The following is a 20,752-nucleotide window of genomic DNA, read 5'->3' on the forward strand; positions in this document are numbered from 1 at the left end:
TCAAGAGCATCGACCATGAGCAAAAAGCCATCCAAGCATGGCCCCAACAAGGCCAAATCCATCATCGCCCAGCCACTGTTCCGCAGCCGTCAGGAACGCGCCGGCAAGGGCAAAGGCAGCTACCGCCGCGAAGCCTTCCAGTCTAATAGCTGGGAGGCTTCTTACTTTCTGGCCGCCTGAAGGCAAGCGCCCCTCTGGCATGATAAGGTCTGTGCCTGATTTGTAATTCCTGGACCTGTGCATGCCCTCTTGTCTTTCCCGTCGTTGGCACCTTCGCCAATTGATCGCTGCCTCCAGCCTCATTCTGCTTGTCGCCTGCGCGGAAAAACCCACCGCCGCCGATGCCCAACCCTTGCCGAAGCTCCAGACCGCCCCCGTGGTGGCCCCTGCCGTCGTGGCCCCGCTGGCCGTGGATAATCTCGACATCCAACCGACCCAGACCTTTGCTGAATGGCAGGCCGGTTTTCGCGCGCAAGCCCTGCAAGCCGGCATCACGGCCGACGTTTTCGACACCGCATTCGCCAATGTCACCCCTGATATGGCGGTGATCCGCGCCGACCGCAGCCAGCCGGAGTTTTCCCGCCCTGTGTGGGAATACCTCGACGGCGCCCTGTCGCCTGTGCGCGTACGCAATGGCCAGGCGCTGCTGATCAAGTACGCTGACATCCTGCAAAGCATCGAGCAGCGTTATGGCGTCGACCGCCAGGCGCTGGTCTCGGTATGGGGCATGGAAAGTAACTTCGGCCAGTTCCAGGGCAATAATTCGGTGATCCGCTCCCTGGCGACCCTGGCCTATGAAGGCCGTCGCCCGGCCTTTGCCCAGGCGCAATTGCTGGCGGCGTTGCAGATCATCCAGCACGGCGACATCGCCGCCGACCAGATGAAGGGTTCCTGGGCCGGGGCCATGGGTCAGACCCAGTTCATTCCGACCACTTACAACACCCACGCGGTAGACTTCGATGGCGACGGTCGTCGCGACATCTGGAACAGCCCGGCCGACGCCCTCGCATCGACCGCGCACTACCTGCAAAGCTCCGGCTGGCAGAAGGGCCAGCCGTGGGGCTTTGAAGTCAAGCAATTGCCGGCGAACTTCGACTACGCCCTGGCTGACGGCGGCGTGCGCAAGAGCATTGCCGATTGGATGAAACTGGGCATTCAGCTGCCACCGGGCGCGAGCATGCCGCCGAACGTCGACCAACTGTCCGCTGCCCTGCTGCTGCCGGCAGGCTACCGTGGCCCGGCGTTCCTGGTGCTGGATAACTTCCGTGCGATCCTCAAGTACAACAACTCGTCGTCCTACGCACTGGCGGTGGGCCTGTTGTCGGAGCGCTTTGGCGGCGGCGGTGTGATCCGTGGTGACTGGCCCAAGGATGAGCTGCCGCTGAGTCGCTCCCAGCGCATTGATCTGCAGACGGCGTTGAGCGCCAATGGTTATGACGCGGGCAACCCGGACGGGATTATCGGCGCCAACACGCGCAAGGCGATTCGGGCGGCGCAGCAGGCGTTGGGCTGGCCGGCGGATGGGTATCCGACAGTGAAGTTGCTGGAGTCGCTGCAAAACCGATAGATCCGCCTATGGCGACTACCGCAATCGGGGGCAAGCCCCCGATTGCGGTTTAGCAAACGCCAGCAGATTCAGGACCTGAAGACTACATCCTGCTCCAACACCACCCGCTGCTCCCCCGCATCCAGTCGTACCAAGGCGCCCATGGGCAGCGTCAGGTTCGGATCGCAATGCCCGCTGCGCCAGCCGGCCAGCACCGGTATGCGCAATGGCTCGAACGTCTGCGTCAGCAAGCGCTCCAGCGCCACGTTATCCACACCCGCCACATCCCCGACCAGTACACCGGCGACCTGGGCCAACTTGCCCGCCAGGCGCAGGTGGGTCAGCAGACGGTCGATGCGGTAGATCGGCTCGTTGACGTCTTCGATAAACAGGATGATGCCTTCTGCATCGATTTCGTATGGTGTGCCCATGACCGCCGCAATCATCGACAGATTCCCCCCCAGCAAGCGCCCACAGGCAATGCCAGGCTCGATCGTGGTCAGCGGGTACGCCACCGGGTGCGCAAGCACGCTGCCGGCGCCCAACTGGCCGCGCAGAAGGCTGAACAATGACGACTCGGTAGGAGGTTGCTTGCCGCCGAGCAGGTCGGCGTTGAGCATCGGGCCGTGAAAGGTCACGAAACCGGCGTAACGGTTGATTGCCAGGTGCAGGGCGGTGATATCGCTATAGCCGACGAACGGCTTGGGATTGGCACGCAGCAGGTCGAAATCCAGCGCGTCGAGCAGCCGTGGCGTGCCGTAACCACCGCGCAGACACAAGATAGCGTCGATATGCGGATCGGCAAAAGCCGCGTGCAGGTCACGCAGGCGCACGGCATCGCTGCCGGCGAGGTAGCCGTCGCGCTCATAGACACCGGGGAAAATTCGCAGATCGTAGCCGCGCGTGCGCATCCATTGGCCGGCCTTTTCAACATCCAGCACGGCGGGGCCGGCGGGGGCGATCAGGGCGATGGTGCCTTCAGAACGAAGGGCTGGAACGGCAGCGGTCATACACAACTCTCCCTAACTAACGCGGAGCGAAATGTGGGAGGGGGCTTGCCCCCGATAGCGGTGGATCAGCCAGCACATGTGGCGACTGACATACCGCAATCGGGGGCAAGCCCCCTCCCACACTGGGTCTGAACCCCGATCAGGAAACCAGGCTAGCCTTGACCAGCTTGGCCTGCTCATCGGCGTGGTACGAAGAACGTACCAGCGGGCCCGAGGCGACGTTCTTGAAGCCCATCTTGTAGCCTTCCTCGGCGAACCAGGCGAAGGTGTCCGGGTGCACGAAACGCTGCACCGGCAAGTGGCTGCGCGACGGCTGCAGGTATTGGCCCAGGGTCAGCATGTCGATGTCATGTTCGCGCATGCGCTTCATGACTTCGATCACTTCTTCGTCGGTCTCGCCCAGGCCGAGCATCAAGCCGGATTTGGTCGGGATGTGCGGCATCATCTGCTTGAATTTCTGCAGCAGGGTCAGCGACCACTGGTAGTCCGAGCCTGGACGCGCGGCCTTGTACAGGCGAGGCACGGTTTCCAGGTTGTGGTTGAACACATCCGGCGGCTCGGCAGCGGTGATTTCCAGCGCGACGTCCATGCGGCCACGGTAGTCCGGCACCAGGGTTTCGAGCATCACGTTCGGCGACAGTTTGCGGATTTCGCGGATGCAGTCGGCAAAGTGCTGGGCACCGCCGTCGCGCAGGTCATCACGGTCAACCGAGGTGATCACAACGTATTTGAGTTTCAGGTCGGCGATGGCGATGGCCAGGCTTTCCGGTTCGTTGACGTCCAGTGGCTTCGGCCGGCCATGGCCGACGTCGCAGAACGGGCAACGACGGGTGCAGATGTCACCCATGATCATGAAGGTGGCGGTGCCGCCGGAGAAGCATTCGCCCAGGTTCGGGCAGGAGGCTTCTTCGCACACGCTGTGCAGCTTGTGCTTGCGCAGCAGGGCCTTGATACGGTCGACTTCCGGCGAAACCGGGATGCGCACGCGGATCCAGTCGGGCTTCTTCGGCAACTCGGTGGTCGGGATGATCTTGACCGGGATGCGTGCAACCTTCTCGGCGCCGCGCAGCTTGACGCCGGCTTCCACCTTGGCACGCGGGGCCGGGGCCGGACGCTCGGTGATGTCCAGCGTCGGGATCATGGTTTGCACTGCATCAGTAGTCATAATCAGTCGATTCCGCCCGTGAGGGTCGTCTGCTCAGCATAGTCGAGGTGTTTGACGAGCTGCGCACGCAGCCGGGCACTTACCTCGGCAAATTTAATCGGTGTGGCGTGGTCGCTCAGTTGGGTCATTGCCAGCCCGGCATAACCGCAAGGGTTGATGCGCCGGAACGGTGCCAGGTCCATGTCCACGTTCAGGGCCAGGCCATGAAAGGAACAACCGTGGCGAATGCGCAAACCGAGGGAGGCGATTTTCGCGCCGTCCACATACACACCGGGTGCATCGGGCTTGGCCGCGGCGCTCACGCCGTAACTGGCCAACAGCTCGATCAGGCAAGCCTCCATGCGGCTCACCAGGTCGCGCACGCCAAAACCCAGCTTGCGCACGTCCAGTAGCAGGTACGCCACCAGTTGACCGGGCCCATGGTAAGTCACTTGGCCACCTCGGTCGACCTGCACCACCGGAATATCCCCCGGCAGCAGCAGATGTTCGGCCTTGCCGGCCTGGCCCTGGGTGAACACCGGCGGGTGCTCCACCAGCCAGATTTCATCGGGCGCCGAAGTACCGCGTTCATTCGTGAACCGCTGCATGGCGTGCCAGACGGGCTCGTAGTCCATCCGGCCGAGCTCGCGAAAGCCCAGGACTTGTGACATCACAGCACCATGTGCACGAAGCCGGTGGCCCGCAGTTCGCTATTGATGTCGTAGAGCTGGTCTTGACCGGTCGCAACGATGTGCAACTGGATCGTGGTGTACTTACCGTTGGTGCTCGAACGCTCGTCCACCCGGTTGTCATTGATCGTCGCGTGTTTACGCACGATATCCAGGATTCTGTCTTTGTTGCCTACACCGGTATCGCTGATCACCTTGACGGGATAATCCGTCACCGGGAATTCGATCTTTGGCGCCTTTACTTCTTTATCGGTCATGGCAGAACGGCCTCGTAAGCGGTAAGCCGTGGCGACGGCAAAGCCCCGCGTCGGATCAACGCGGGGCTTTGCAGGTGCACACAATCAGTTGAACAAGCCGTAGAAGAATAGACGGATGCTATCCCACACGCGGCGGAAGATACCACCTTCGTCGACGGCGTCCAGCGCGATCAGGTCGGCGCTGTGCACCACCTTATCGTCCAGTTTCACTTCGACTTTACCGATCACGTCGCCCTTGGCGATTGGCGCAACCAATTGCGGGTTCATGGTCATGCTGGCGGCGAGCTTTTTCAGCTGGCCTTTTGGCATGGTCAGGGTCAGGTCTTCAGCCAGGCCGGCCTTGACCTGTGAGGTCGCGCCTTTCCATACCGGCGCGGTCGCCAGTTCAGCACCCTTCTGGTAGAAGGTCTGGGTTTCGAAGAAGCGGAAACCGTAGGTCAGCAGTTTTTGCGTCTCGGCCGCACGGGCCTGCTCGCTGTTGGTACCGAAGACCACGGCGATCAGGCGCTGGCCATCACGTACCGCGGACGACACCATGCAGTAGCCGGCTTCGTCGGTGTGGCCGGTTTTCAGGCCATCGACGGTCTTGTCGCGCCACAGCAACAGGTTGCGGTTAGGCTGCTTGATGTTGTTCCAGAAGAATTCCTTCTGGGAGTAGATCGCGTAGTGCACCGGGTCGACACGAATGATCGCGCGCGCCAGGATCGCCATGTCGTGAGCCGACGAGTAGTGCTCAGGGTTTGGCAGGCCGGTCGGGTTCATGAAGTGGCTGTTGGTCATGCCCAGGTCGGCCACGGTTTTGTTCATCATGTCGGCGAACGCGTCTTCGCTGCCGGCGATGTGCTCGGCCAGGGCGACGCTGGCGTCGTTACCGGACTGGATGATGATGCCGTGCAGCAGGTCGCTCACAGTGACTTGCGAGCCGACCTTGATGAACATCCGCGAACCGCCGGTACGCCAGGCGTTTTCGCTGACGGTCACCGGGTCGTTTTCGCCGATCTGGCCGCGACGGATTTCCAGGGTCGCGATGTAGGCGGTCATCAGCTTGGTCAGGCTGGCCGGTGGCAGGCGCTGGTCACCATTGCTCTCGACCAGCACGTTGCCACTGGCGGCATCCATGAGGACCCAGGACTTGGCGGCCAGTTGCGGTGAAGCCGGTACCATTTCAACCGCCCAGGCGGCCGGGGTGATGATCAGCGAAAGAAGCAGGCACGTGCGTTTGGCTAAGGTGGTGATGTTCATCCGTCTCTCGAAATTGCTTATGGAAACTTGCCCTCGCGGGCAAAACTTATTCAGACAGCCCGCTACCAGACTGTCGCGTGTTCGGTTGCCCGCTCACCCCTTGCCCCTGGGTTTTATTGTTCAACGAGCCAACAACCAGGGTCCAGGCCCGTATGCGAGCCTCAACCATCAATTTATTATTCGGCAGTGACCACGCTGGGTTGCCCCAAGTTGGCCAGGCGCACACTGTTCTGCACTTGCGCAACCTCGCTCGGCGAACCGATCGGGCCCATGCGCACACGGTGCAACGTTTGCTGGTTACGCACGATGGAGCTGATGAATACCGGCGCGCTGACCATGCTGCTGAGCTTGGACCTTAACAGTTCTGCCGCATCCGGGTTGGCGAAAGCCCCCACTTGCAGGTATTGCCCGCCCGCGACCGCGGCGCCCGGTGCCGCATGGGGCACGACCACCGTATCCGGTGCGTGCTGCTGCGGTGGCGGTGTCCATTGTTCGATCTTGCCGGTGGATGCCGTCACTTGCGGCTGCGCACTCTGCGGCTCGTTGAGCATCAACGGCGCGGGCTTGCCACGCTGGGCCCAGTACTGCGCCGGATCGATGCCTTCGACCTTGACCCGCGCGGTACCGGTTTCGGCATAGCCGAGTTTTTTCGCGGCGGCGTAGGACAAGTCGATAATGCGATCCGAATAGAACGGCCCACGGTCGTTGACCCGCAGGATCACCGTGCGGTTGTTGTCCAGGTTGGTCACGCGAACATAGCTGGGCAGCGGCAGGGTCTTGTGGGCCGCGCTCATGCCGTACAGGTCATAGACTTCGCCGTTGGCGGTGTTCTGGCCGTGGAACTTGGTGCCATACCAGGACGCCGTGCCCGATTGCACATAGGTCTTGGAGTCCTGCAGCGGGAAGTAGGACTTGCCCAGCACCGTATAGGGGTTGGCCTTGTACGGGCCGGTGTGCAGGGTCGGCGTGGCGTCCGGGATCTTCGACACGTCGACATCCCACCACGGTGCGCCATCTTTGTGCGCGCGGTTGATGTCCAGCCCTGGCTGGGAACGCACCGCGGTGCCGCCGGACTTCTGTACCGGGCCACGGCTGGTGGAACAACTGACGACGAGCAGGGACAACGCGGCGAACGCCACCAGCTTGAGCGGTTGATTGAACGGCGATGCCCGCATTACTTGTTGCCCCGTGCTTGGACCAGCATGTCTGACAGCTGATGCACGGCCATGGCGTACATCACACTGCGGTTATAACGCGTGATTGCGTAGAAATTCTTCAGGCCCATCCAGTATTCAGGGCCGTTTTCACCTTCGAGGCGGAATGCCGTCACCGGCATATCGTCGCGTGGCGCATTCTGACTCGACCAGCCCAGCGCCCGCAACTCCCCGACGGTCTTGGCCGGCTCGATACCCTGGGTCAGGCCTTCATCGGCACGCTCCCCGCTGACGTCGGCGCGGATCACCACCGGCTCGCCACCGACCCAGCCATGGCGCTTGAAGTAGCTGGCCACACTGCCGATGGCATCGTCCGGATTGCTCCATATATTGATGTGCCCGTCACCGTCGAAATCCACCGCGTAGGCGCGAAAGCTGCTCGGCATGAACTGCGGCAAGCCCATCGCACCGGCGTAGGAACCCTTGAGGGTCAGCGGGTCGACCTGCTCTTCACGGGCCAACAGCAGGAACTCACGCAGTTCCTTGCGGAAAAAGTCGGCGCGCGGCGGGTAATCGAAGCCCAGGGTCGACAAAGCGTCGATCACCCGGTAACTGCCGGTATTGCGCCCGTAGAAGGTTTCAATACCAATGATCGCAACGATGACCTGGGCCGGCACGCCGTATTCCTGCTCGGCGCGGGCCAACACGGCCTCGTGCTGGCGCCAGAAGTCCACCCCCCGGGCCACGCGGGCGTCGGTGAGGAACATCGGACGGTATTCCTTCCACTGTTTCACGCGCTCGGCGGGGCGAGAAATCGCGTCGAGGATCGCCTGCTTGCGCTGGGCTTCGCGGAACACGCCCATCAGCTGTTCACCGGCGAAGCCGTAGTCGCGGGTCATTTCACCGACGAATTCGGCGACCTGGGGTGAGCCATCGTAGTCACCGGCCTGCGCCTCGTGCGTTGCCCCCAGCAGCCCAATCAGGCCCATCCAGGACGCATGCCGAGTCGCCCAGCCGCGCATTACTTGCATTGACATCTTCACCTTATTCAAACCTGTGCGATCCACTTGCGATGCGTATGAATCGACATCAAAACCCCAAACGCTGACAGCAATGTCACCAGCGAAGTTCCGCCGTAGCTAATGAACGGCAACGGCACCCCAACCACCGGCAGCAGGCCACTGACCATACCGATGTTGACGAAAACGTAAACAAAAAAAGTCATGGTCAGGCTGCCGGCGAGCAATTTGCCGAACAGCGTCTGCGCCTGTGCGGTAATCACCAGGCCACGACCAATCAATAGCAAATAGATCAGCAACAACGCGCAAATGCCCACCAGGCCGAACTCTTCGCCCATCACCGCAATGATGAAGTCGGTGTGGCTTTCGGGCAGAAAGTCCAAATGCGACTGGGTGCCGAGCAGCCAGCCCTTGCCAAATACACCGCCGGAACCGATGGCCGCCTTCGACTGGATAATGTTCCAACCGGTGCCGAGCGGGTCGCTTTCGGGATCCAGGAACGTCAGGATCCGCTGTTTCTGGTAGTCGTGCATAAAGAAGAACCACATGGCCACGGCCACCGGCACTGCCGCCGCCAGCACGCTGAGGATCCAGCGCCAGCGCAGCCCGCCCATGAACAGCACGAACGCACCGCCGGCCAGGATCAGCAGCGAAGTACCGAGGTCCGGCTGGCGCACGATCAGCACAAAGGGGATGCCGATCAGAATCAGGCTGATCCCCACATGCTTGAGCTGCGGCGGCAAGGTGCGCTTGGACAGGTACCAGGCGATCGTCGCCGGCATCAGGATTTTCATGAATTCCGACGGCTGGAAGCGAATCACCCCCGGAATGTTGATCCAGCGGGTCGCGCCCATGGCGTTGTGGCCCATGACGTCCACCACCACCAGCAGCAACACCCCGGCCACATAGCCAAGCGGCACCCAGCGCGCCATGAAACGCGGCTCCAGCTGGGCGATCACGACCATGGACAGCAGGCCCAGGCCAAACGACGAAGCCTGCTTGATCAGCAAGTCCCAGTTCTTACCGCTGGCCGAATACAGCACGAACAGGCTGCCGGCCGCCAGGGTCAGCAGCAGGATCAGCAACGGGCCATCAATGTGCATGCGCTGCAACAAAGTCGCGCGGCGACGCATCACATCCTCGCTGGAGAGGATGCGGTCAAAATTACTCTTCACTGGCCGTAACCTCTGGGGTTGAAGGGGGGCCGCCATATTCGGGCTTGAGCCTGCCGTCGTCGGCCAGCAACCAGGCGTCCATCACCTGGCGCACCACAGGCGCCGCCACACCGGAGCCGGACTCGCCGTTCTCGACCATCACCGCCACCACGATTTTCGGGTCGTCGGCCGGGGCAAAACCCACAAACAAGGCGTGGTCGCGGTGGCGTTCCTGGACCTTGGAACGGTCGTACTTCTCGCCCTGCTTGATCGCCACCACCTGGGCGGTACCACTCTTGCCGGCGATACGGTATTGCGCACCGATCGCCGCCTTGCGCGCGGTCCCGCGTGCGCCGTGCATCACCTGCTGCATGCCGTGGTTGACCTTGGTCCAGTCGGACGGGTCGCGCAGTACGATGTCGGGGATCGGGTTTTCATCCACAGGCTTTTCGCCTTCGATGGTCCGGGCCAGGTGCGGACGGTTCCAGATGCCTTTGTTGGCCACCAGCGCCGTGGCCTGGGCCAGTTGCAAAGGCGTGGCCTGCATATAGCCCTGGCCGATGCCGAGGATCAGGGTTTCGCCCGGGAACCATGCCTGGCGGCGGGTCGCACGCTTCCACTCCCGCGATGGCATCAGGCCAGGGGATTCTTCGAACATATCCAGGGAGACTTTCTGACCGAGGCCGAACTTGCCCATGTAGGCGGACAAGCGGTCGATCCCGAGCTTGTGGGCCAGGTCGTAAAAATAGGTGTCGTTGGAACGCATGATCGCGGTATCCAGGTCGACATAGCCGTCACCGGTACGGTTCCAGTTGCGGTACTTGTGGTCGTAGTTGGGCAGCATGTAGTAGCCCGGGTCGAATACCCGGCTGGAAGCCGTGACCACGCCCGCGTCCAAACCGGCAATCGCCACCGCCGGCTTGATGGTCGAACCCGGCGGGTACAGGCCGCGCAACACGCGGTTGAACAGCGGCCGGTCGATGGAGTCGCGCAACTCGGCGTAGGCCTTGAAGCTGATCCCGGTCACGAACAGGTTGGGGTCGAAACTCGGCTGGCTGACCATGGCCAAGACTTCGCCGGTCTTCGGGTCCAGCGCCACCACCGCGCCACGCCGGCCACCCAGGGCCATCTCGGCGGCTTCCTGCAGCTTGATGTCCAGGCTCAGCACAATGTCCTTGCCCGGCACCGGGTCGGTACGCTTGAGCACCCGCAGCACGCGGCCGCGAGCGTTGGTCTCGACTTCTTCGTAACCCACCTGGCCGTGCAGTTCGGGCTCGTAGAAACGCTCGATGCCGGTCTTGCCGATATGGTGGGTGCCGCTGTAATTGACAGGATCGAGGCTTTTAAGCTCTTTCTCGTTGATCCGCCCCATATAGCCGACGGAGTGGGCAAAGTGCGGCCCTTGGGGATAGTGGCGCACCAGCTGCGCCACCACTTCCACACCCGGCAGGCGGAACTGGTTCACCGCGATCCGCGCAATCTGCTCTTCGGTCAGCTCGAACAGGATCGGCACCGGTTCGAACGGCCGACGCCCCTGCTTCATGCGTTTTTCGAAGATCGCCCGATCTTCCGGGGTCAACTGCAGCACCTCGACGATGACATCGAGGACCTGCTGCCAGTCGCCGGAACGCTCGCGGGTCATGCTCAGGCTGAAGCTGGGCCGGTTATCCGCCACCACCACGCCATTGCGGTCGAAGATCAGCCCACGGGTCGGCGGAATCGGCTGCACATGCACGCGGTTGTTTTCCGACAACGTGGAGTGGTAGTCGTACTGGATCACCTGCAGGAAATACAGGCGCGCAATCAGCACCCCGATCAGCGCCACCACCATGATCGCGCCAAACACCACCCGCGCGCGTACCAGACGTGCGTCTTTCTCGTGGTCCTTGATGCGGATCGGCTGGGTCATCGGGAGGGGCGCAGATTATTTGTGGTAAGGGTGCCCGGACAGAACTGTCCAGGCGCGATACAGCTGTTCACCGATCAGGATCCTTACCAACGGGTGCGGCAGCGTCAGCGCCGACAGCGACCAGCGCTGGTCCGCCCGCGCGCAGACTTCCGGCGCCAGCCCTTCGGGGCCGCCGACCATGAAGTTGACGGTGCGTGAGTCCAGGCGCCAGCGATCCAGTTCCACCGCCAGTTGCTCGGTGCTCCAGGGTTTGCCGTGCACTTCGAGGGTGACGATGCGCTCGTTGGGGCCGACCTTGGCCAGCATCGCCTCGCCTTCCTGACGGATGAAGCGCGCCACGTCGGCATTCTTGCCCCGGGTGTTGAGCGGTATCTCCACCAGTTCCAGCGACAGCTCGGCGGGCAGACGCTTGGCATACTCGTGCCAGCCTTCTTCCACCCACTTGGGCATGCGTGAACCGACAGCAATCAGACGCAGGCGCACAGCCGTTCCTTATTCCTGGTCTTTGTTGAGCTTGTCGAAGTGCGCGTGGCCCACTTCCGGGCTGTGGTGCTTGCCATCGGCGGCACGGCTCTGCTCGGCGCCTTTCCACAGACGCTCCAGGTCGTAGAACTGGCGGGCATTGCTGGTCATCATGTGAACGATCACGTCGTCCATGTCCAGCAGCACCCAGTCGCTGTCGCCCTTGCCTTCTTCACCCAGTGGCTTCACGCCTTGGGCTTTGACGGCTTCGCGAACCTTGTCCAGCATCGCGCCGATCTGGCGGTTGGAGGTACCGGTGGCGATGATCATGAAGTCGGTGATGCTCTGCTTGTCGCGTACGTCCAGGACCTGGATGTCCTGGGCCTTCACGTCTTCCAGGGCGGCAACGGCGACTTTCACCAGCTCTTCGCCAGCCAGTTCCGGGCCAACGTGGGCTTCAACCGGCAGCGGGGCGCTTTTGAACGTGCCTTTGCGTTTTACTTTGCTTACGTCTTTGTTCGTCATAAAAAACTCGTTTTGCTCATATGTTCGGGCGCTCGCTGCACGAGTGTTCGTGCGTTCAAGCGCGCCTTTTCAGTTCGACGCACGGTAAAGCCCGTGCGCATCGATGTAGGCCAGGACCGCGTCAGGCACCAGGAAACGTACCGACTTCCCGCTGGCCAGCAGTTGACGGATCTGGGTGGCGGACACCGCAAGCGGGGTCTGCCAGACGAATGCAATATTCCCGTTCGGCCCGGTCAGGGCCAAGGGGTCACTTACCGACCGCGCGGCCAGCAGGTTGCGCAAGGCATCCGGCGGTTCGCTGTCGGCATCCGGGCGTTGCAAAACCAGGATGTGGCAGTGCTGGAGGAGTTCCTCCCAGCGATGCCAAGAGGGCAGGCCGCAAAATGCGTCCCAGCCCAAAAGCAGAAACAACTGGTCATCCGCGGCCAACTCGGCGCGCATCAGCTCCAGGGTGTCGACAGTGTAGGACGGTTTATCGCGCTTGAGCTCACGATCGTCCACCACCAGCGGCGGTATGCCTTCTACGGCCAGGCGCACCATTTCCAGGCGCTGCTGCGGCGACACCTGCGGGGTATCGCGATGGGGCGGCCGGAAATTAGGGATCAGGCGCAGTTCATCCAGCGCCAAGGCATCCGCGACTTCCAGGGCACTGCGCAAATGGCCGATGTGCACGGGGTCGAAGGTACCGCCGAGCAGCCCGATGCGTTTAGCCATCAAGTGCGCACATGACCGTCGCCGAACACCACGTACTTCTCGCTGGTCAGGCCTTCCAGGCCAACCGGGCCGCGTGCGTGGAGCTTGTCGGTGGAGATGCCGATCTCCGCCCCCAGGCCGTACTCGAAGCCGTCGGCAAAGCGCGTCGAGGCGTTGATCATCACCGAAGCGGAGTCCACTTCGGTGAGGAAACGCCGGGCATCGCTGAAATGCTCGGAGACAATGGCGTCGGTGTGCTTGGAGCCGTACGTGTTGATGTGTTCGATGGCCTGGTCCAGGTCGTCGACGATACGGATCGACAGGATCGGCGCCGTGTACTCGGTGTACCAGTCCTGCTCGGTGGCTTCGATCACGTCCGCGCCCAACAGCGCACGGGTGCGTTCGCAACCGCGCAGCTCCACGCCCTTGTCACGGTAGATGGCAGCCAGCGGCGGCAGCACGCGCTCGGCAATGCCGACGTGCACCAGCAGGGTTTCCATGGTGTTGCACGGCGCGTAGCGGTGGGTCTTGGCGTTGTCGGCGATGCGGATCGCCTTGTCGATGTCGGCGGCGATGTCGATGTACACGTGGCACACGCCGTCCAGGTGCTTGATCACTGGCACCTTGGCATCGCGGCTGACGCGCTCGATCAGGCTCTTGCCACCGCGCGGCACGATCACGTCGACGAATTCCGGCATGGTGATCAGCGCGCCGACAGCGGCGCGGTCGGTGGTTTCCACCACTTGCACCACTTCGGCCGGCAACTCGGCCACGGCCAGGCCCTGCTGGATGCAGGCGGCGATGGCGCGGTTGGAATTGATCGCCTCGGAACCGCCACGCAGGATGGTGGCGTTGCCCGACTTGAGGCACAGGCTCGCGGCGTCGATGGTCACGTTCGGGCGCGACTCATAGATGATGCCGATCACGCCCAGGGGCACGCGCATCTTGCCGACCTGGATACCGGACGGCAGGTAACGCATATCGCGAATTTCACCGATGGGGTCAGGCAGCTTGGCCACCTGACGCAACCCTTCGATCATGTCGTCGATACGTGCCGGCGTCAGCGCCAGGCGGTCCAGCAAGGCGGGCTCGAGGCCATTGGCGCGGCCGTTGGCCAGGTCCAGTTCGTTGGCGGCAGTCAGCTCGGAGCGCGAAGCGTCCAGAGCATCCGCGGCGGCCAGCAGGGCACGGTTCTTCTGCGCGGTGCTCGCACGGGCGATCAACCGCGAGGCCTGACGGGCAGCGCGACCCAGGCGGGTCATGTAGTCAAGAACGGACTCAGTCATGGTCAGGGAGTCTTGGCAAAGAGGAAAGCGGCAGATTATAGCTGTGACGCCGCCCGACTGACAGCGGTGAGGGGCGGATGGTCGAAATGAACTGTAAAAACCTGGGGTTCAGCCGTAATTAAGGTGGGAGTTGTTATTATTCCGTCACATTTAGCCGTATTAACCCCAGGCCACCATGCCCAGTTCTTCACCCCAACTCCCCGCCAGCGCGCTGCCTGACAGCTTCTTCGACCGTGACGCGCAAATACTCGCGCGAGATTTGCTTGGAAAAGTCATCCGCCATCGCGTCGGCGATAGCTGGCTTTCGGCGCGAATTATTGAAACCGAAGCCTATTACGTGGCCGAAAAAGGCAGCCACGCCTCACTCGGCTACACAGAAAAGCGTAAGGCTTTGTTTCTGGATGGCGGGCATATCTATATGTACTACGCCCGTGGCGGCGATTCGCTGAACTTCAGCGCGCAGGGGCCAGGCAATGCCGTGCTGATCAAATCGGCCTACCCCTGGGTCGATGAAACCTCCGGCCCCGCCAGCCTGGCGCAGATGCTGCTGAACAACCCGAATGCCGATGGCAGCCCGCGCGCGTCGCAAAAGCTGTGTGCCGGCCAGACGTTGCTGTGCAAGGCGCTGGGCCTGAAGGTGCCGATGTGGGATGCCAAGCGCTTTGATCAAGAAGGGCTCTATGTCGAAGACGTCGGCCAGACACCGATACAGATCATCCAGACCACCCGCCTGGGCATCCCCAGCGGCCGTGACGAGCACTTGATGTACCGCTTCGTCGATGCTGGCTATGCGCCCTACTGCACGCGGAACCCGCTGCGCCGGGGCCAGGTCGAAGGCCGCGACTATTTCCTGATTTGAATCTGTGGCGATGGAGTAACGATTTATGGGCCAATGGCTCGATAGCATTACCGGCTGGCTGACCGTCAACCCGCAATGGCTGGCGGCGGCGGTGTTTATCGTCGCGTGCGTGGAATGCCTGGCCATTGCCGGGCTGATCGTGCCGGGCACGGTGCTGCTGTTTGCCATTGCGGCAATGGCTGGCAGCGGCGCCTTGTCCCTGAGTGAAACCCTGCTGCTGGGGTTCCTGGGAGGCTTGTTGGGCGACGGGGTTTCCTACTTCCTGGGCCGACACTTCCATCAGAACATCCGCCGCCTGCCCGGCCTGCGCCACCACCCGGAATGGATGAGCGGCGCGGAAACCTACTTCCACAAATACGGCATCGCCAGCCTGCTGGTGGGACGTTTCATCGGACCATTGCGGCCAATGCTGCCGATGGTGGCCGGGATGTGCGACATGCCGTTTCCGCGTTTCGCCCTGGTCAGCCTGCTGGCGGCAGCCGGTTGGTCGGTCGCCTACCTGCTGCCAGGCTGGGCAACCGGCGCCGCGTTCCGCCTGCCATTGCCGGAAGGGTTCTGGCCTGAGGCGGGTGTTGTTACAGCCTGCCTGGCAGCCATGCTGGGACTGAGCCTGCACACCAGCGTGCGCGGCCATCGTCGCGCGACCTTGTGGATAGGGTGCGCCAGCCTGACATTATTGATCGCTCTGTTTATCGGCTATACCCACCTGGATGACTTTGACCAGGGCCTGAGCGCGCTGGTACAGGAACATCGCAGCCCCTGGCTGGACCACACCATGGTGATGGTGACCCAACTGGGTGAGTTCAAGAAAATGTTCTTCGCCAGCGCCGTATTCACCGCGCTGCTGCTACTGGCGCGGCAATGGCGTCATGCCGTGTTTGTCGGCGCAACACTGGCCGGGGCGGCGGTGATCAATACCGGGACCAAACTGTTTTTCGCCCGTGGCCGCCCGGAAATCCTCACCGACCCATTGACCAGCTTCAGCATGCCCAGCGGCCACGCCTCCGGTGCGTTTGCGTTTTTCCTGGCGTTGGCGGTGCTGGCCGGTCGTGGACAACCCACGCGCCTGCGCCTGACCTGGATGTTGCTGGGCTGTATTCCTGCAGCCTTCATCGCACTGTCACGGGTCTACCTCGGCGCCCATTGGCCCACCGACATCCTGGCTGGCACGCTGCTGGCAATGACTGTGTGCGCATTCAGCCTTACCGTCTGCCAGTACCGCAGCCCACTGCCGCCGATGCCGCAGAAGGCCTGGTGGCTGGTATTACCCGCGGTGGTGGCGGTGCTCGGTTTCATTGCCTTTACCGGCACCCCCCACGCGCTGCTCAGGTATGCCTATTGACCCTGAGCCGGACCGAGCCAGTCAACGGGTGCGGCGCGGCGTTCAATACACCGCTCGCGTCGTTCCAGCAACATCTCATCCGCTATTTCCGCGGCGCGTTCAGCGATGTATTCCGGACCGCGCTTGGCGTCCAACCGCAGCAATTGCACGGCAATATTGCCAAAAAAAACGTCCCAGGCTGCCTGCTCCGATTGCGCTAGCCGAATCATGCTCATCCCCGATCATTGTTGAGTGATCGGCGACTATTTCAGCCCTCGCACCGGGAGCAACGAAGAAACGTCTGAACGAGGTGCAGGACTGATCCGAAACTCAGGTGAACAACTCCCCCTGAAGCTCATCGAGCAGCATCTGGATCGCATCCAGCCGCTGCTGCGGGTCGTCGAGTTGCAGCAGGTCGATCTTGTCGGCCTCAGTGAACGGCAAGAGATAAGCCAGTTGATTGCCCAAGGCTTGCTGGCCATCGGCGTGAGTGTCCATGTCCAGCGACGCGACCATCGGGTGTTCGGCCAGGGCCTGGAGCAAGGCCAGCAGGTCGGCATCCTCTTCTTCCAGCGCCTGGTCCGGCAGTTCTTCCAGCCATTGCACCTCGGCCACCAGCAACTGGTCCTTCTGCACGCCGGCGTCTCGCACGCGGAAGCGCCGCCCGCCTTCGACGCGAATCCCCAGCAGGCCGTTGTCCTGCTGCTTGAAGTCGCGAATCAACGCTTCACAGCCGATCAAGGCATAGCCATCCGGAGCCATGCCCACCTCCTTGCCATCGAGGATGCACACCACGCCGAAGCTTTCGCCCTTTTTCATGCAGCGGCTGATCATGTCCAGGTAGCGCGCCTCGAACAGTTGCAGGTCGAGGATGCAGCCAGGGAACAGCACGGTATTGAGGGGGAACAGCGCCAGACTCATAAAGGCTTCCTTAAACCCGGTTTAAACAATCACTGACACGGCCAGCGGCAGGAATACCGCTGTGGCTACGCCCATCAGACTCATGGCCAGCGCCGCAAAGGCGCCACACTCTTCGCTTTCCTGCAGGGCCACCGAGGTGCCGACGGCGTGGGCAGTCATGCCCAGCGCCATACCGCGCGCCTCGGGACTGTGCACCCCAAGACGCGAGAGTAACGCCGGGCCAACCATCGCGCCCACCACCCCGGTAATCAGCACAAACACCGCCGCCAAGGCTGCCACACCGCCGATCTGTTCGGCCACCAGCATGGCAATCGGCGAGGTCACCGACTTCGGTGCCATGGTCATCAACATCCTGTGTTCGGCGCCGAACCACCAGCCCAGCAGTACGCACAGGCCGGTGGCCAACACGCCGCCTATCACCAGCGTAGTAAAAATCGGCCAGAACAATTGCCGAATCCGCCGCAGGTTCAGATAGAGCGGCACCGCCAGGGCCACCGTCGCCGGGCCCAGCAGGATCCCCATGATCTCCGTGCTCTTGCGGTACTCGGCGTAGCTCAGGCCGCACGTGAGCAACACGCCGATCACCAGCAGCATGGAGACCAGCACCGGTTGCAGGAAAATCCAACGGGTTTTCTCGAAACCCGCCAGCACCAGCTGATAGGCGCCCAGGGTGATCCCGATACCGAACAGCGGGTGATGAATCACCGCCGTCCATGCGCCGTGCCAGTCGAAGATCATTGATCCTGCTCCTTGCGCTTGACCATGCGTTCCATCAACAGCCCGACAAAGCCCATGGCGATCACCAGCGACAACACCAGTGCACCGACGATGGCCCAGAAATCGGCGGCAATATCCCTGGCATACACCATCACCCCCACCGCCGGCGGCACCAGCAGCAACGGCAAGTAGCGCAACAGGCTGCTGGCCGCCAGGCTCAGGGGCTCGCCGACTTCGCCACGCCAGATCAGGAACCCGAGCATCAACAGCAGGCCGATGATCGGCCCCGGCAGTACCGGCACCAGCAAATGATTGATCGCCGTGCCGATCAATTGAAACAGCACCAGCCATGTCAGACCACGTAACAGCATCCGTCCTCTCCCCCCTCAAGACCCGCCCGCATTATAAGCATGCCCGCCCTATGCTCCGGCATTCGCCAAAAGCATGGTGGGTTGACCGGGCTGGTTGGCCATGATGATCTACATTGGTTCTCTGTAACCCATAACAACAGCACCGATGAACCAAGGAGAGACGCAATGCCCTATGTACCCGTAGCGCAGCTCAAAGATTATGTCGGCAAGGAACTGGGACGTTCCGAATGGCTCACCATCGACCAGGCACGTATCAACCTGTTCGCCGAGGCCACTGGCGATCATCAGTTCATCCACGTCGACCCGGTCAAGGCCGCGCAAACCCCGTTCGGCACCACCATTGCCCACGGCTTCCTGTCGCTGTCGCTGATGCCCAAGCTGATGGAAGATATCCTGATCGTGCCCGAAGGCCTGAAGATGGCCGTCAACTATGGCCTGGACAGCGTGCGCTTTATCCAGCCGGTGAAAGTCAATTCCAAGGTGCGCCTGAACGTGACGCTCACCGACGTCACCGAGAAAAAGCCCGGCCAATGGCTGCTCAAGGCCACCGCCACCCTGGAAATCGATGGCCAGGAAAAACCCGCTTACGTCGCCGAGTCGTTGTCGCTCTACTTCGTGTAAGCCCATCCCTGTGGCGAGCCACTGAAACTCGCCACAGGGTATGTAAATTTATGTATGAATCTCGCAGCTGCGGCATACTCGGCGCTCAATTATCCGGATCCCGCTATGCGCCCACTCGCTCCCCTTGCCCTTGCCCTGTTGCTCACCGCTTGCGGAGACGGCGAATCGCTGTTGCCGCCCGATGCGCGCCTGCCCGATGGCGGTCGTTACCGGGGCGATGTGGTCAATGGTCTGCTGCAAGGCCAGGGCCGCGTGGATTATCCCAACGGCAGCTGGTACGCCGGGCAGTTCGACAAAGGCCAGTGGCACGGCCAGGGCGAATGGCATGGCAGCAACGGCGAAGTCTATAAAGGCCAGTTCCAGCAAGGTCTGTTCGATGGCCAGGGCAGCCTGACCACGGCCGGCAGCCACTATGTGGGCGGGTTCAAGAACGGTCGGCGCAACGGCGAAGGCACCCTCAAAGAAGGGCAGATGACCTATCGCGGCGAATTCAAGGACGACCAGTATTCCGGCCTCGGCCGCCTGGAACTGGCGGATGGCAGCCAGTATCAGGGCCAGTTCGCCCACGGCAAGCCGAACGGTGAAGGCCAGCGCAATGACGACAGCGGCAACCAATTCAGCGGCCACTTCGTCGACGGCCAGTTGGAGGGCAACGGTACATTCAACAGCGCCGACGGCGACATCTATGTCGGCCAGTTCAAACAGAACCAGCTCAACGGCAAGGGCCGTTATGAAAACGCCGATGGCGACGTGTGGATCGGCCAGTTCAAGGAAGGCGCCCTGAGCGGCAAGGGCGAGCTGATCGGCGTGGATGGCAGCCACTACGTCGGCCAGTTCAGCGACTGGCGCTTTACCGGCGAAGGCCGCCTGAACCTGACTGACGGCAGCTTCTATATCGGCGGCTTCGACAGCGACAACTATCAAGGCCGCGGCACCCTGGTACTCACCGACGGCACCGTGCAGGCCGGTACCTGGGTCAACGGCATGCGCGTGCGTGATGCCGACGGCAAGCTGTTGCCCGACCCGCTGGAAATCGGCGTACTGGCTCAGGGCCGCCTGCTGGACACCGCCCTCGCCGCCGTGCCCGCCTCCACCTCGGCCGTGGAGCTGTACACCCTGGCCGTGGCCGGCGACGGTAAACAAAGCGTGTTCCTGCGCGAAGCCGATTACGTCAGCAATATGCTCGCCACCCGCTTCGGCGCCCGTGGGCAGATCCGCCTGGTCAACCACCGCGACCATATCGCCGACCGACCACTGGCCACCCGCGAAAGCCTGCGCCGGGCCGTGCAGACCCTGGCCGAGCGCACCGGCCCGGAAGACCTGGTGTTTATCTACATGACCAGCCACGGCACCCACGAACACGAACTGGTGCTGGACCAACCGCGCATGGAGCTGGCCGACCTGCCCGCCGATGAACTGGCCGCCGTGCTCGCGCCGCTGAAAAACCGCGACAAGATCGTGGTGATTTCAGCCTGCTACTCCGGCGGCTTCATCCCGGCGCTCAAAGACGAACGCACCCTGATCATGACCGCCTCGCGTGCCGACCGCGTGTCCTTCGGCTGTTCCGAAGAGGCCGACTTCACCTACTTCGGCGACGCCCTCTTCGCCCAAGCCTTCAACCAGACCGACGATTTGCAGCAAGCCTTCAAGCTGGCGCAGCTGCATGTGAGCGAACGCGAACAGGCAGACAACTTCGAAGCATCCGAACCGCAGATCTGGGCCCCCAAAGGCGTGATCGCCCATTGGCAATTATTACGCAAACAGCAGGCACGAAAGGCGCTGGAAAGCGTCTCAATGAATAGCAAGGAAGCCAAAGGCAACTAAGCTGTAACGTGTAACGAGGGGGAAACAC

23 protein-coding genes are annotated in these 20,752 nt (G+C 62.3%); 6 read left to right on the forward strand and 17 right to left on the reverse strand.

The genetic code is table 11. The annotated features are described in order from the left end of the window. Positions 1-15 precede the first annotated feature (15 nt). Together arfA and AC07OT_RS14330 are read left to right on the forward strand one after the other, a co-directional pair. Positions 16-180 (forward strand): alternative ribosome rescue factor ArfA, encoded by a 165-nt coding sequence (arfA, locus tag AC07OT_RS14325; protein WP_003176285.1) that lies wholly within the window; start codon positions 16-18, stop codon positions 178-180. A gap of 61 nt (positions 181-241) precedes the next feature. Then, positions 242-1,567, forward strand: coding sequence for a lytic murein transglycosylase (locus AC07OT_RS14330; protein ID WP_092488468.1), 1,326 nt, complete (start codon positions 242-244; stop codon positions 1,565-1,567). 68 nt (positions 1,568-1,635) lie between these two features. Here AC07OT_RS14330 and AC07OT_RS14335 read toward each other — a convergent pair whose 3' ends face one another. The 13 genes from AC07OT_RS14335 to AC07OT_RS14395 form a co-directional block, all read right to left on the reverse strand. Next, on the reverse strand, positions 1,636-2,556 hold the full coding sequence (locus AC07OT_RS14335; protein ID WP_495102482.1) for a S66 peptidase family protein: 921 nt from the start codon (positions 2,554-2,556) through the stop codon (positions 1,636-1,638). 139 nt (positions 2,557-2,695) lie between these two features. Continuing rightward, positions 2,696-3,697, reverse strand: coding sequence for a lipoyl synthase (gene lipA / locus AC07OT_RS14340; protein ID WP_057444888.1), 1,002 nt, complete (start codon positions 3,695-3,697; stop codon positions 2,696-2,698). Positions 3,698-3,723: 26 nt separating this feature from the next. Continuing rightward, on the reverse strand, positions 3,724-4,371 hold the full coding sequence (lipB, locus tag AC07OT_RS14345; RefSeq protein WP_027605241.1) for a lipoyl(octanoyl) transferase LipB: 648 nt from the start codon (positions 4,369-4,371) through the stop codon (positions 3,724-3,726). Beyond that, the gene (locus AC07OT_RS14350) at positions 4,371-4,646 is read right to left on the reverse strand and encodes a DUF493 domain-containing protein (RefSeq protein ID WP_027605240.1); all 276 of its coding nucleotides are present in this window, start codon (positions 4,644-4,646) and stop codon (positions 4,371-4,373) included. The genes lipB and AC07OT_RS14350 overlap by 1 nt, the downstream gene beginning before the upstream one ends. Positions 4,647-4,730: 84 nt before the next feature. Next, positions 4,731-5,888, reverse strand: a complete 1,158-nt coding sequence (locus AC07OT_RS14355; RefSeq protein WP_027605239.1) for a D-alanyl-D-alanine carboxypeptidase family protein — start codon at positions 5,886-5,888, stop codon at positions 4,731-4,733. A gap of 176 nt (positions 5,889-6,064) precedes the next feature. After that, on the reverse strand, positions 6,065-7,063 hold the full coding sequence (locus AC07OT_RS14360; RefSeq protein ID WP_141156097.1) for a septal ring lytic transglycosylase RlpA family protein: 999 nt from the start codon (positions 7,061-7,063) through the stop codon (positions 6,065-6,067). Continuing rightward, complete coding sequence (gene mltB, locus AC07OT_RS14365) at positions 7,063-8,073, reverse strand: lytic murein transglycosylase B (protein WP_027605237.1); 1,011 nt, start codon at positions 8,071-8,073, stop codon at positions 7,063-7,065. The genes AC07OT_RS14360 and mltB overlap by 1 nt, the downstream gene beginning before the upstream one ends. A gap of 17 nt (positions 8,074-8,090) precedes the next feature. Continuing rightward, positions 8,091-9,194: a rod shape-determining protein RodA gene (gene rodA, locus AC07OT_RS14370; protein WP_051429342.1), complete on the reverse strand. Its 1,104-nt coding sequence runs from the start codon at positions 9,192-9,194 to the stop codon at positions 8,091-8,093. Between the two features lie 31 nt (positions 9,195-9,225). Next, positions 9,226-11,124 (reverse strand): penicillin-binding protein 2, encoded by a 1,899-nt coding sequence (gene mrdA, locus AC07OT_RS14375; protein ID WP_065938366.1) that lies wholly within the window; start codon positions 11,122-11,124, stop codon positions 9,226-9,228. Positions 11,125-11,139: 15 nt separating this feature from the next. Further along, entirely contained in the window at positions 11,140-11,607 is a 468-nt protein-coding gene (rlmH, locus tag AC07OT_RS14380) for a 23S rRNA (pseudouridine(1915)-N(3))-methyltransferase RlmH (RefSeq protein WP_003176297.1), read from the reverse strand. A gap of 9 nt (positions 11,608-11,616) precedes the next feature. Further along, positions 11,617-12,111, reverse strand: a complete 495-nt coding sequence (gene rsfS / locus AC07OT_RS14385) for a ribosome silencing factor (RefSeq protein ID WP_003176298.1) — start codon at positions 12,109-12,111, stop codon at positions 11,617-11,619. A 69-nt stretch (positions 12,112-12,180) separates the two neighbouring features. Beyond that, the gene (gene nadD / locus AC07OT_RS14390; protein WP_065910068.1) at positions 12,181-12,825 is read right to left on the reverse strand and encodes a nicotinate-nucleotide adenylyltransferase; all 645 of its coding nucleotides are present in this window, start codon (positions 12,823-12,825) and stop codon (positions 12,181-12,183) included. Continuing rightward, positions 12,825-14,090: a glutamate-5-semialdehyde dehydrogenase gene (locus AC07OT_RS14395; RefSeq protein WP_065938368.1), complete on the reverse strand. Its 1,266-nt coding sequence runs from the start codon at positions 14,088-14,090 to the stop codon at positions 12,825-12,827. The genes nadD and AC07OT_RS14395 overlap by 1 nt, the downstream gene beginning before the upstream one ends. Positions 14,091-14,265: 175 nt before the next feature. Between AC07OT_RS14395 and AC07OT_RS14400 the strand changes: the two genes are divergently transcribed. Together AC07OT_RS14400 and AC07OT_RS14405 are read left to right on the forward strand one after the other, a co-directional pair. Then, complete coding sequence (locus AC07OT_RS14400) at positions 14,266-14,949, forward strand: DNA-3-methyladenine glycosylase (protein ID WP_065938369.1); 684 nt, start codon at positions 14,266-14,268, stop codon at positions 14,947-14,949. A 25-nt stretch (positions 14,950-14,974) separates the two neighbouring features. Further along, the gene (locus AC07OT_RS14405) at positions 14,975-16,291 is read left to right on the forward strand and encodes a bifunctional DedA family/phosphatase PAP2 family protein (RefSeq protein ID WP_495108344.1); all 1,317 of its coding nucleotides are present in this window, start codon (positions 14,975-14,977) and stop codon (positions 16,289-16,291) included. Here AC07OT_RS14405 and AC07OT_RS14410 read toward each other — a convergent pair. From AC07OT_RS14410 to AC07OT_RS14425, 4 genes are all read right to left on the reverse strand, one after another. Beyond that, positions 16,285-16,500, reverse strand: coding sequence for a hypothetical protein (locus AC07OT_RS14410; protein ID WP_495108379.1), 216 nt, complete (start codon positions 16,498-16,500; stop codon positions 16,285-16,287). The two genes, AC07OT_RS14405 and AC07OT_RS14410, sit on opposite strands and share 7 nt — an antisense overlap. A 100-nt stretch (positions 16,501-16,600) precedes the next feature. Then, entirely contained in the window at positions 16,601-17,191 is a 591-nt protein-coding gene (locus AC07OT_RS14415; protein ID WP_065938371.1) for an LON peptidase substrate-binding domain-containing protein, read from the reverse strand. Between the two features lie 21 nt (positions 17,192-17,212). Then, the gene (locus AC07OT_RS14420; protein WP_027605228.1) at positions 17,213-17,929 is read right to left on the reverse strand and encodes an LrgB family protein; all 717 of its coding nucleotides are present in this window, start codon (positions 17,927-17,929) and stop codon (positions 17,213-17,215) included. Next, positions 17,926-18,279 carry a CidA/LrgA family protein gene (locus AC07OT_RS14425; protein ID WP_065924885.1) on the reverse strand — a complete coding sequence of 118 codons (354 nt, stop codon included), beginning with the start codon at positions 18,277-18,279 and terminating at the stop codon, positions 17,926-17,928. The genes AC07OT_RS14420 and AC07OT_RS14425 overlap by 4 nt, the downstream gene beginning before the upstream one ends. A gap of 165 nt (positions 18,280-18,444) precedes the next feature. Between AC07OT_RS14425 and AC07OT_RS14430 the strand changes: the two genes are divergently transcribed. Both AC07OT_RS14430 and AC07OT_RS14435 read left to right on the forward strand, forming a co-directional pair. Further along, positions 18,445-18,900: a MaoC family dehydratase gene (locus AC07OT_RS14430; RefSeq protein WP_495108345.1), complete on the forward strand. Its 456-nt coding sequence runs from the start codon at positions 18,445-18,447 to the stop codon at positions 18,898-18,900. Positions 18,901-19,005: 105 nt separating this feature from the next. Further along, the gene (locus AC07OT_RS14435; protein ID WP_027605225.1) at positions 19,006-20,724 is read left to right on the forward strand and encodes a C13 family peptidase; all 1,719 of its coding nucleotides are present in this window, start codon (positions 19,006-19,008) and stop codon (positions 20,722-20,724) included. Positions 20,725-20,752 lie beyond the last annotated feature (28 nt).

It is taken from the genome of Pseudomonas sp. GW821-FHT09C10 (genome assembly GCF_059418085.1).

Bases quoted from the DNA above. Each gene is read 5' to 3' on its own strand.
- arfA (WP_003176285.1), top strand. From the start codon at position 16: ATGAGCAAAAAGCCATCCAAGCATGGCCCCAACAAGGCCAAATCCATC.
- AC07OT_RS14330 (WP_092488468.1), top strand. From the start codon at position 242: ATGCCCTCTTGTCTTTCCCGTCGTTGGCACCTTCGCCAATTGATCGCT.
- AC07OT_RS14335 (WP_495102482.1), bottom strand. From the start codon at position 2,556: ATGACCGCTGCCGTTCCAGCCCTTCGTTCTGAAGGCACCATCGCCCTG.
- lipA (WP_057444888.1), bottom strand. From the start codon at position 3,697: ATGATCCCGACGCTGGACATCACCGAGCGTCCGGCCCCGGCCCCGCGT.
- lipB (WP_027605241.1), bottom strand. From the start codon at position 4,371: ATGTCACAAGTCCTGGGCTTTCGCGAGCTCGGCCGGATGGACTACGAG.
- AC07OT_RS14350 (WP_027605240.1), bottom strand. From the start codon at position 4,646: ATGACCGATAAAGAAGTAAAGGCGCCAAAGATCGAATTCCCGGTGACG.
- AC07OT_RS14355 (WP_027605239.1), bottom strand. From the start codon at position 5,888: ATGAACATCACCACCTTAGCCAAACGCACGTGCCTGCTTCTTTCGCTG.
- AC07OT_RS14360 (WP_141156097.1), bottom strand. From the start codon at position 7,063: ATGCGGGCATCGCCGTTCAATCAACCGCTCAAGCTGGTGGCGTTCGCC.
- mltB (WP_027605237.1), bottom strand. From the start codon at position 8,073: ATGCAAGTAATGCGCGGCTGGGCGACTCGGCATGCGTCCTGGATGGGC.
- rodA (WP_051429342.1), bottom strand. From the start codon at position 9,194: ATGCGTCGCCGCGCGACTTTGTTGCAGCGCATGCACATTGATGGCCCG.
- mrdA (WP_065938366.1), bottom strand. From the start codon at position 11,124: ATGACCCAGCCGATCCGCATCAAGGACCACGAGAAAGACGCACGTCTG.
- rsfS (WP_003176298.1), bottom strand. From the start codon at position 12,111: ATGACGAACAAAGACGTAAGCAAAGTAAAACGCAAAGGCACGTTCAAA.
- nadD (WP_065910068.1), bottom strand. From the start codon at position 12,825: ATGGCTAAACGCATCGGGCTGCTCGGCGGTACCTTCGACCCCGTGCAC.
- AC07OT_RS14395 (WP_065938368.1), bottom strand. From the start codon at position 14,090: ATGACTGAGTCCGTTCTTGACTACATGACCCGCCTGGGTCGCGCTGCC.
- AC07OT_RS14400 (WP_065938369.1), top strand. From the start codon at position 14,266: ATGCCCAGTTCTTCACCCCAACTCCCCGCCAGCGCGCTGCCTGACAGC.
- AC07OT_RS14405 (WP_495108344.1), top strand. From the start codon at position 14,975: ATGGGCCAATGGCTCGATAGCATTACCGGCTGGCTGACCGTCAACCCG.
- AC07OT_RS14410 (WP_495108379.1), bottom strand. From the start codon at position 16,500: ATGATTCGGCTAGCGCAATCGGAGCAGGCAGCCTGGGACGTTTTTTTT.
- AC07OT_RS14415 (WP_065938371.1), bottom strand. From the start codon at position 17,191: ATGAGTCTGGCGCTGTTCCCCCTCAATACCGTGCTGTTCCCTGGCTGC.
- AC07OT_RS14420 (WP_027605228.1), bottom strand. From the start codon at position 17,929: ATGATCTTCGACTGGCACGGCGCATGGACGGCGGTGATTCATCACCCG.
- AC07OT_RS14425 (WP_065924885.1), bottom strand. From the start codon at position 18,279: ATGCTGTTACGTGGTCTGACATGGCTGGTGCTGTTTCAATTGATCGGC.
- AC07OT_RS14430 (WP_495108345.1), top strand. From the start codon at position 18,445: ATGCCCTATGTACCCGTAGCGCAGCTCAAAGATTATGTCGGCAAGGAA.
- AC07OT_RS14435 (WP_027605225.1), top strand. From the start codon at position 19,006: ATGCGCCCACTCGCTCCCCTTGCCCTTGCCCTGTTGCTCACCGCTTGC.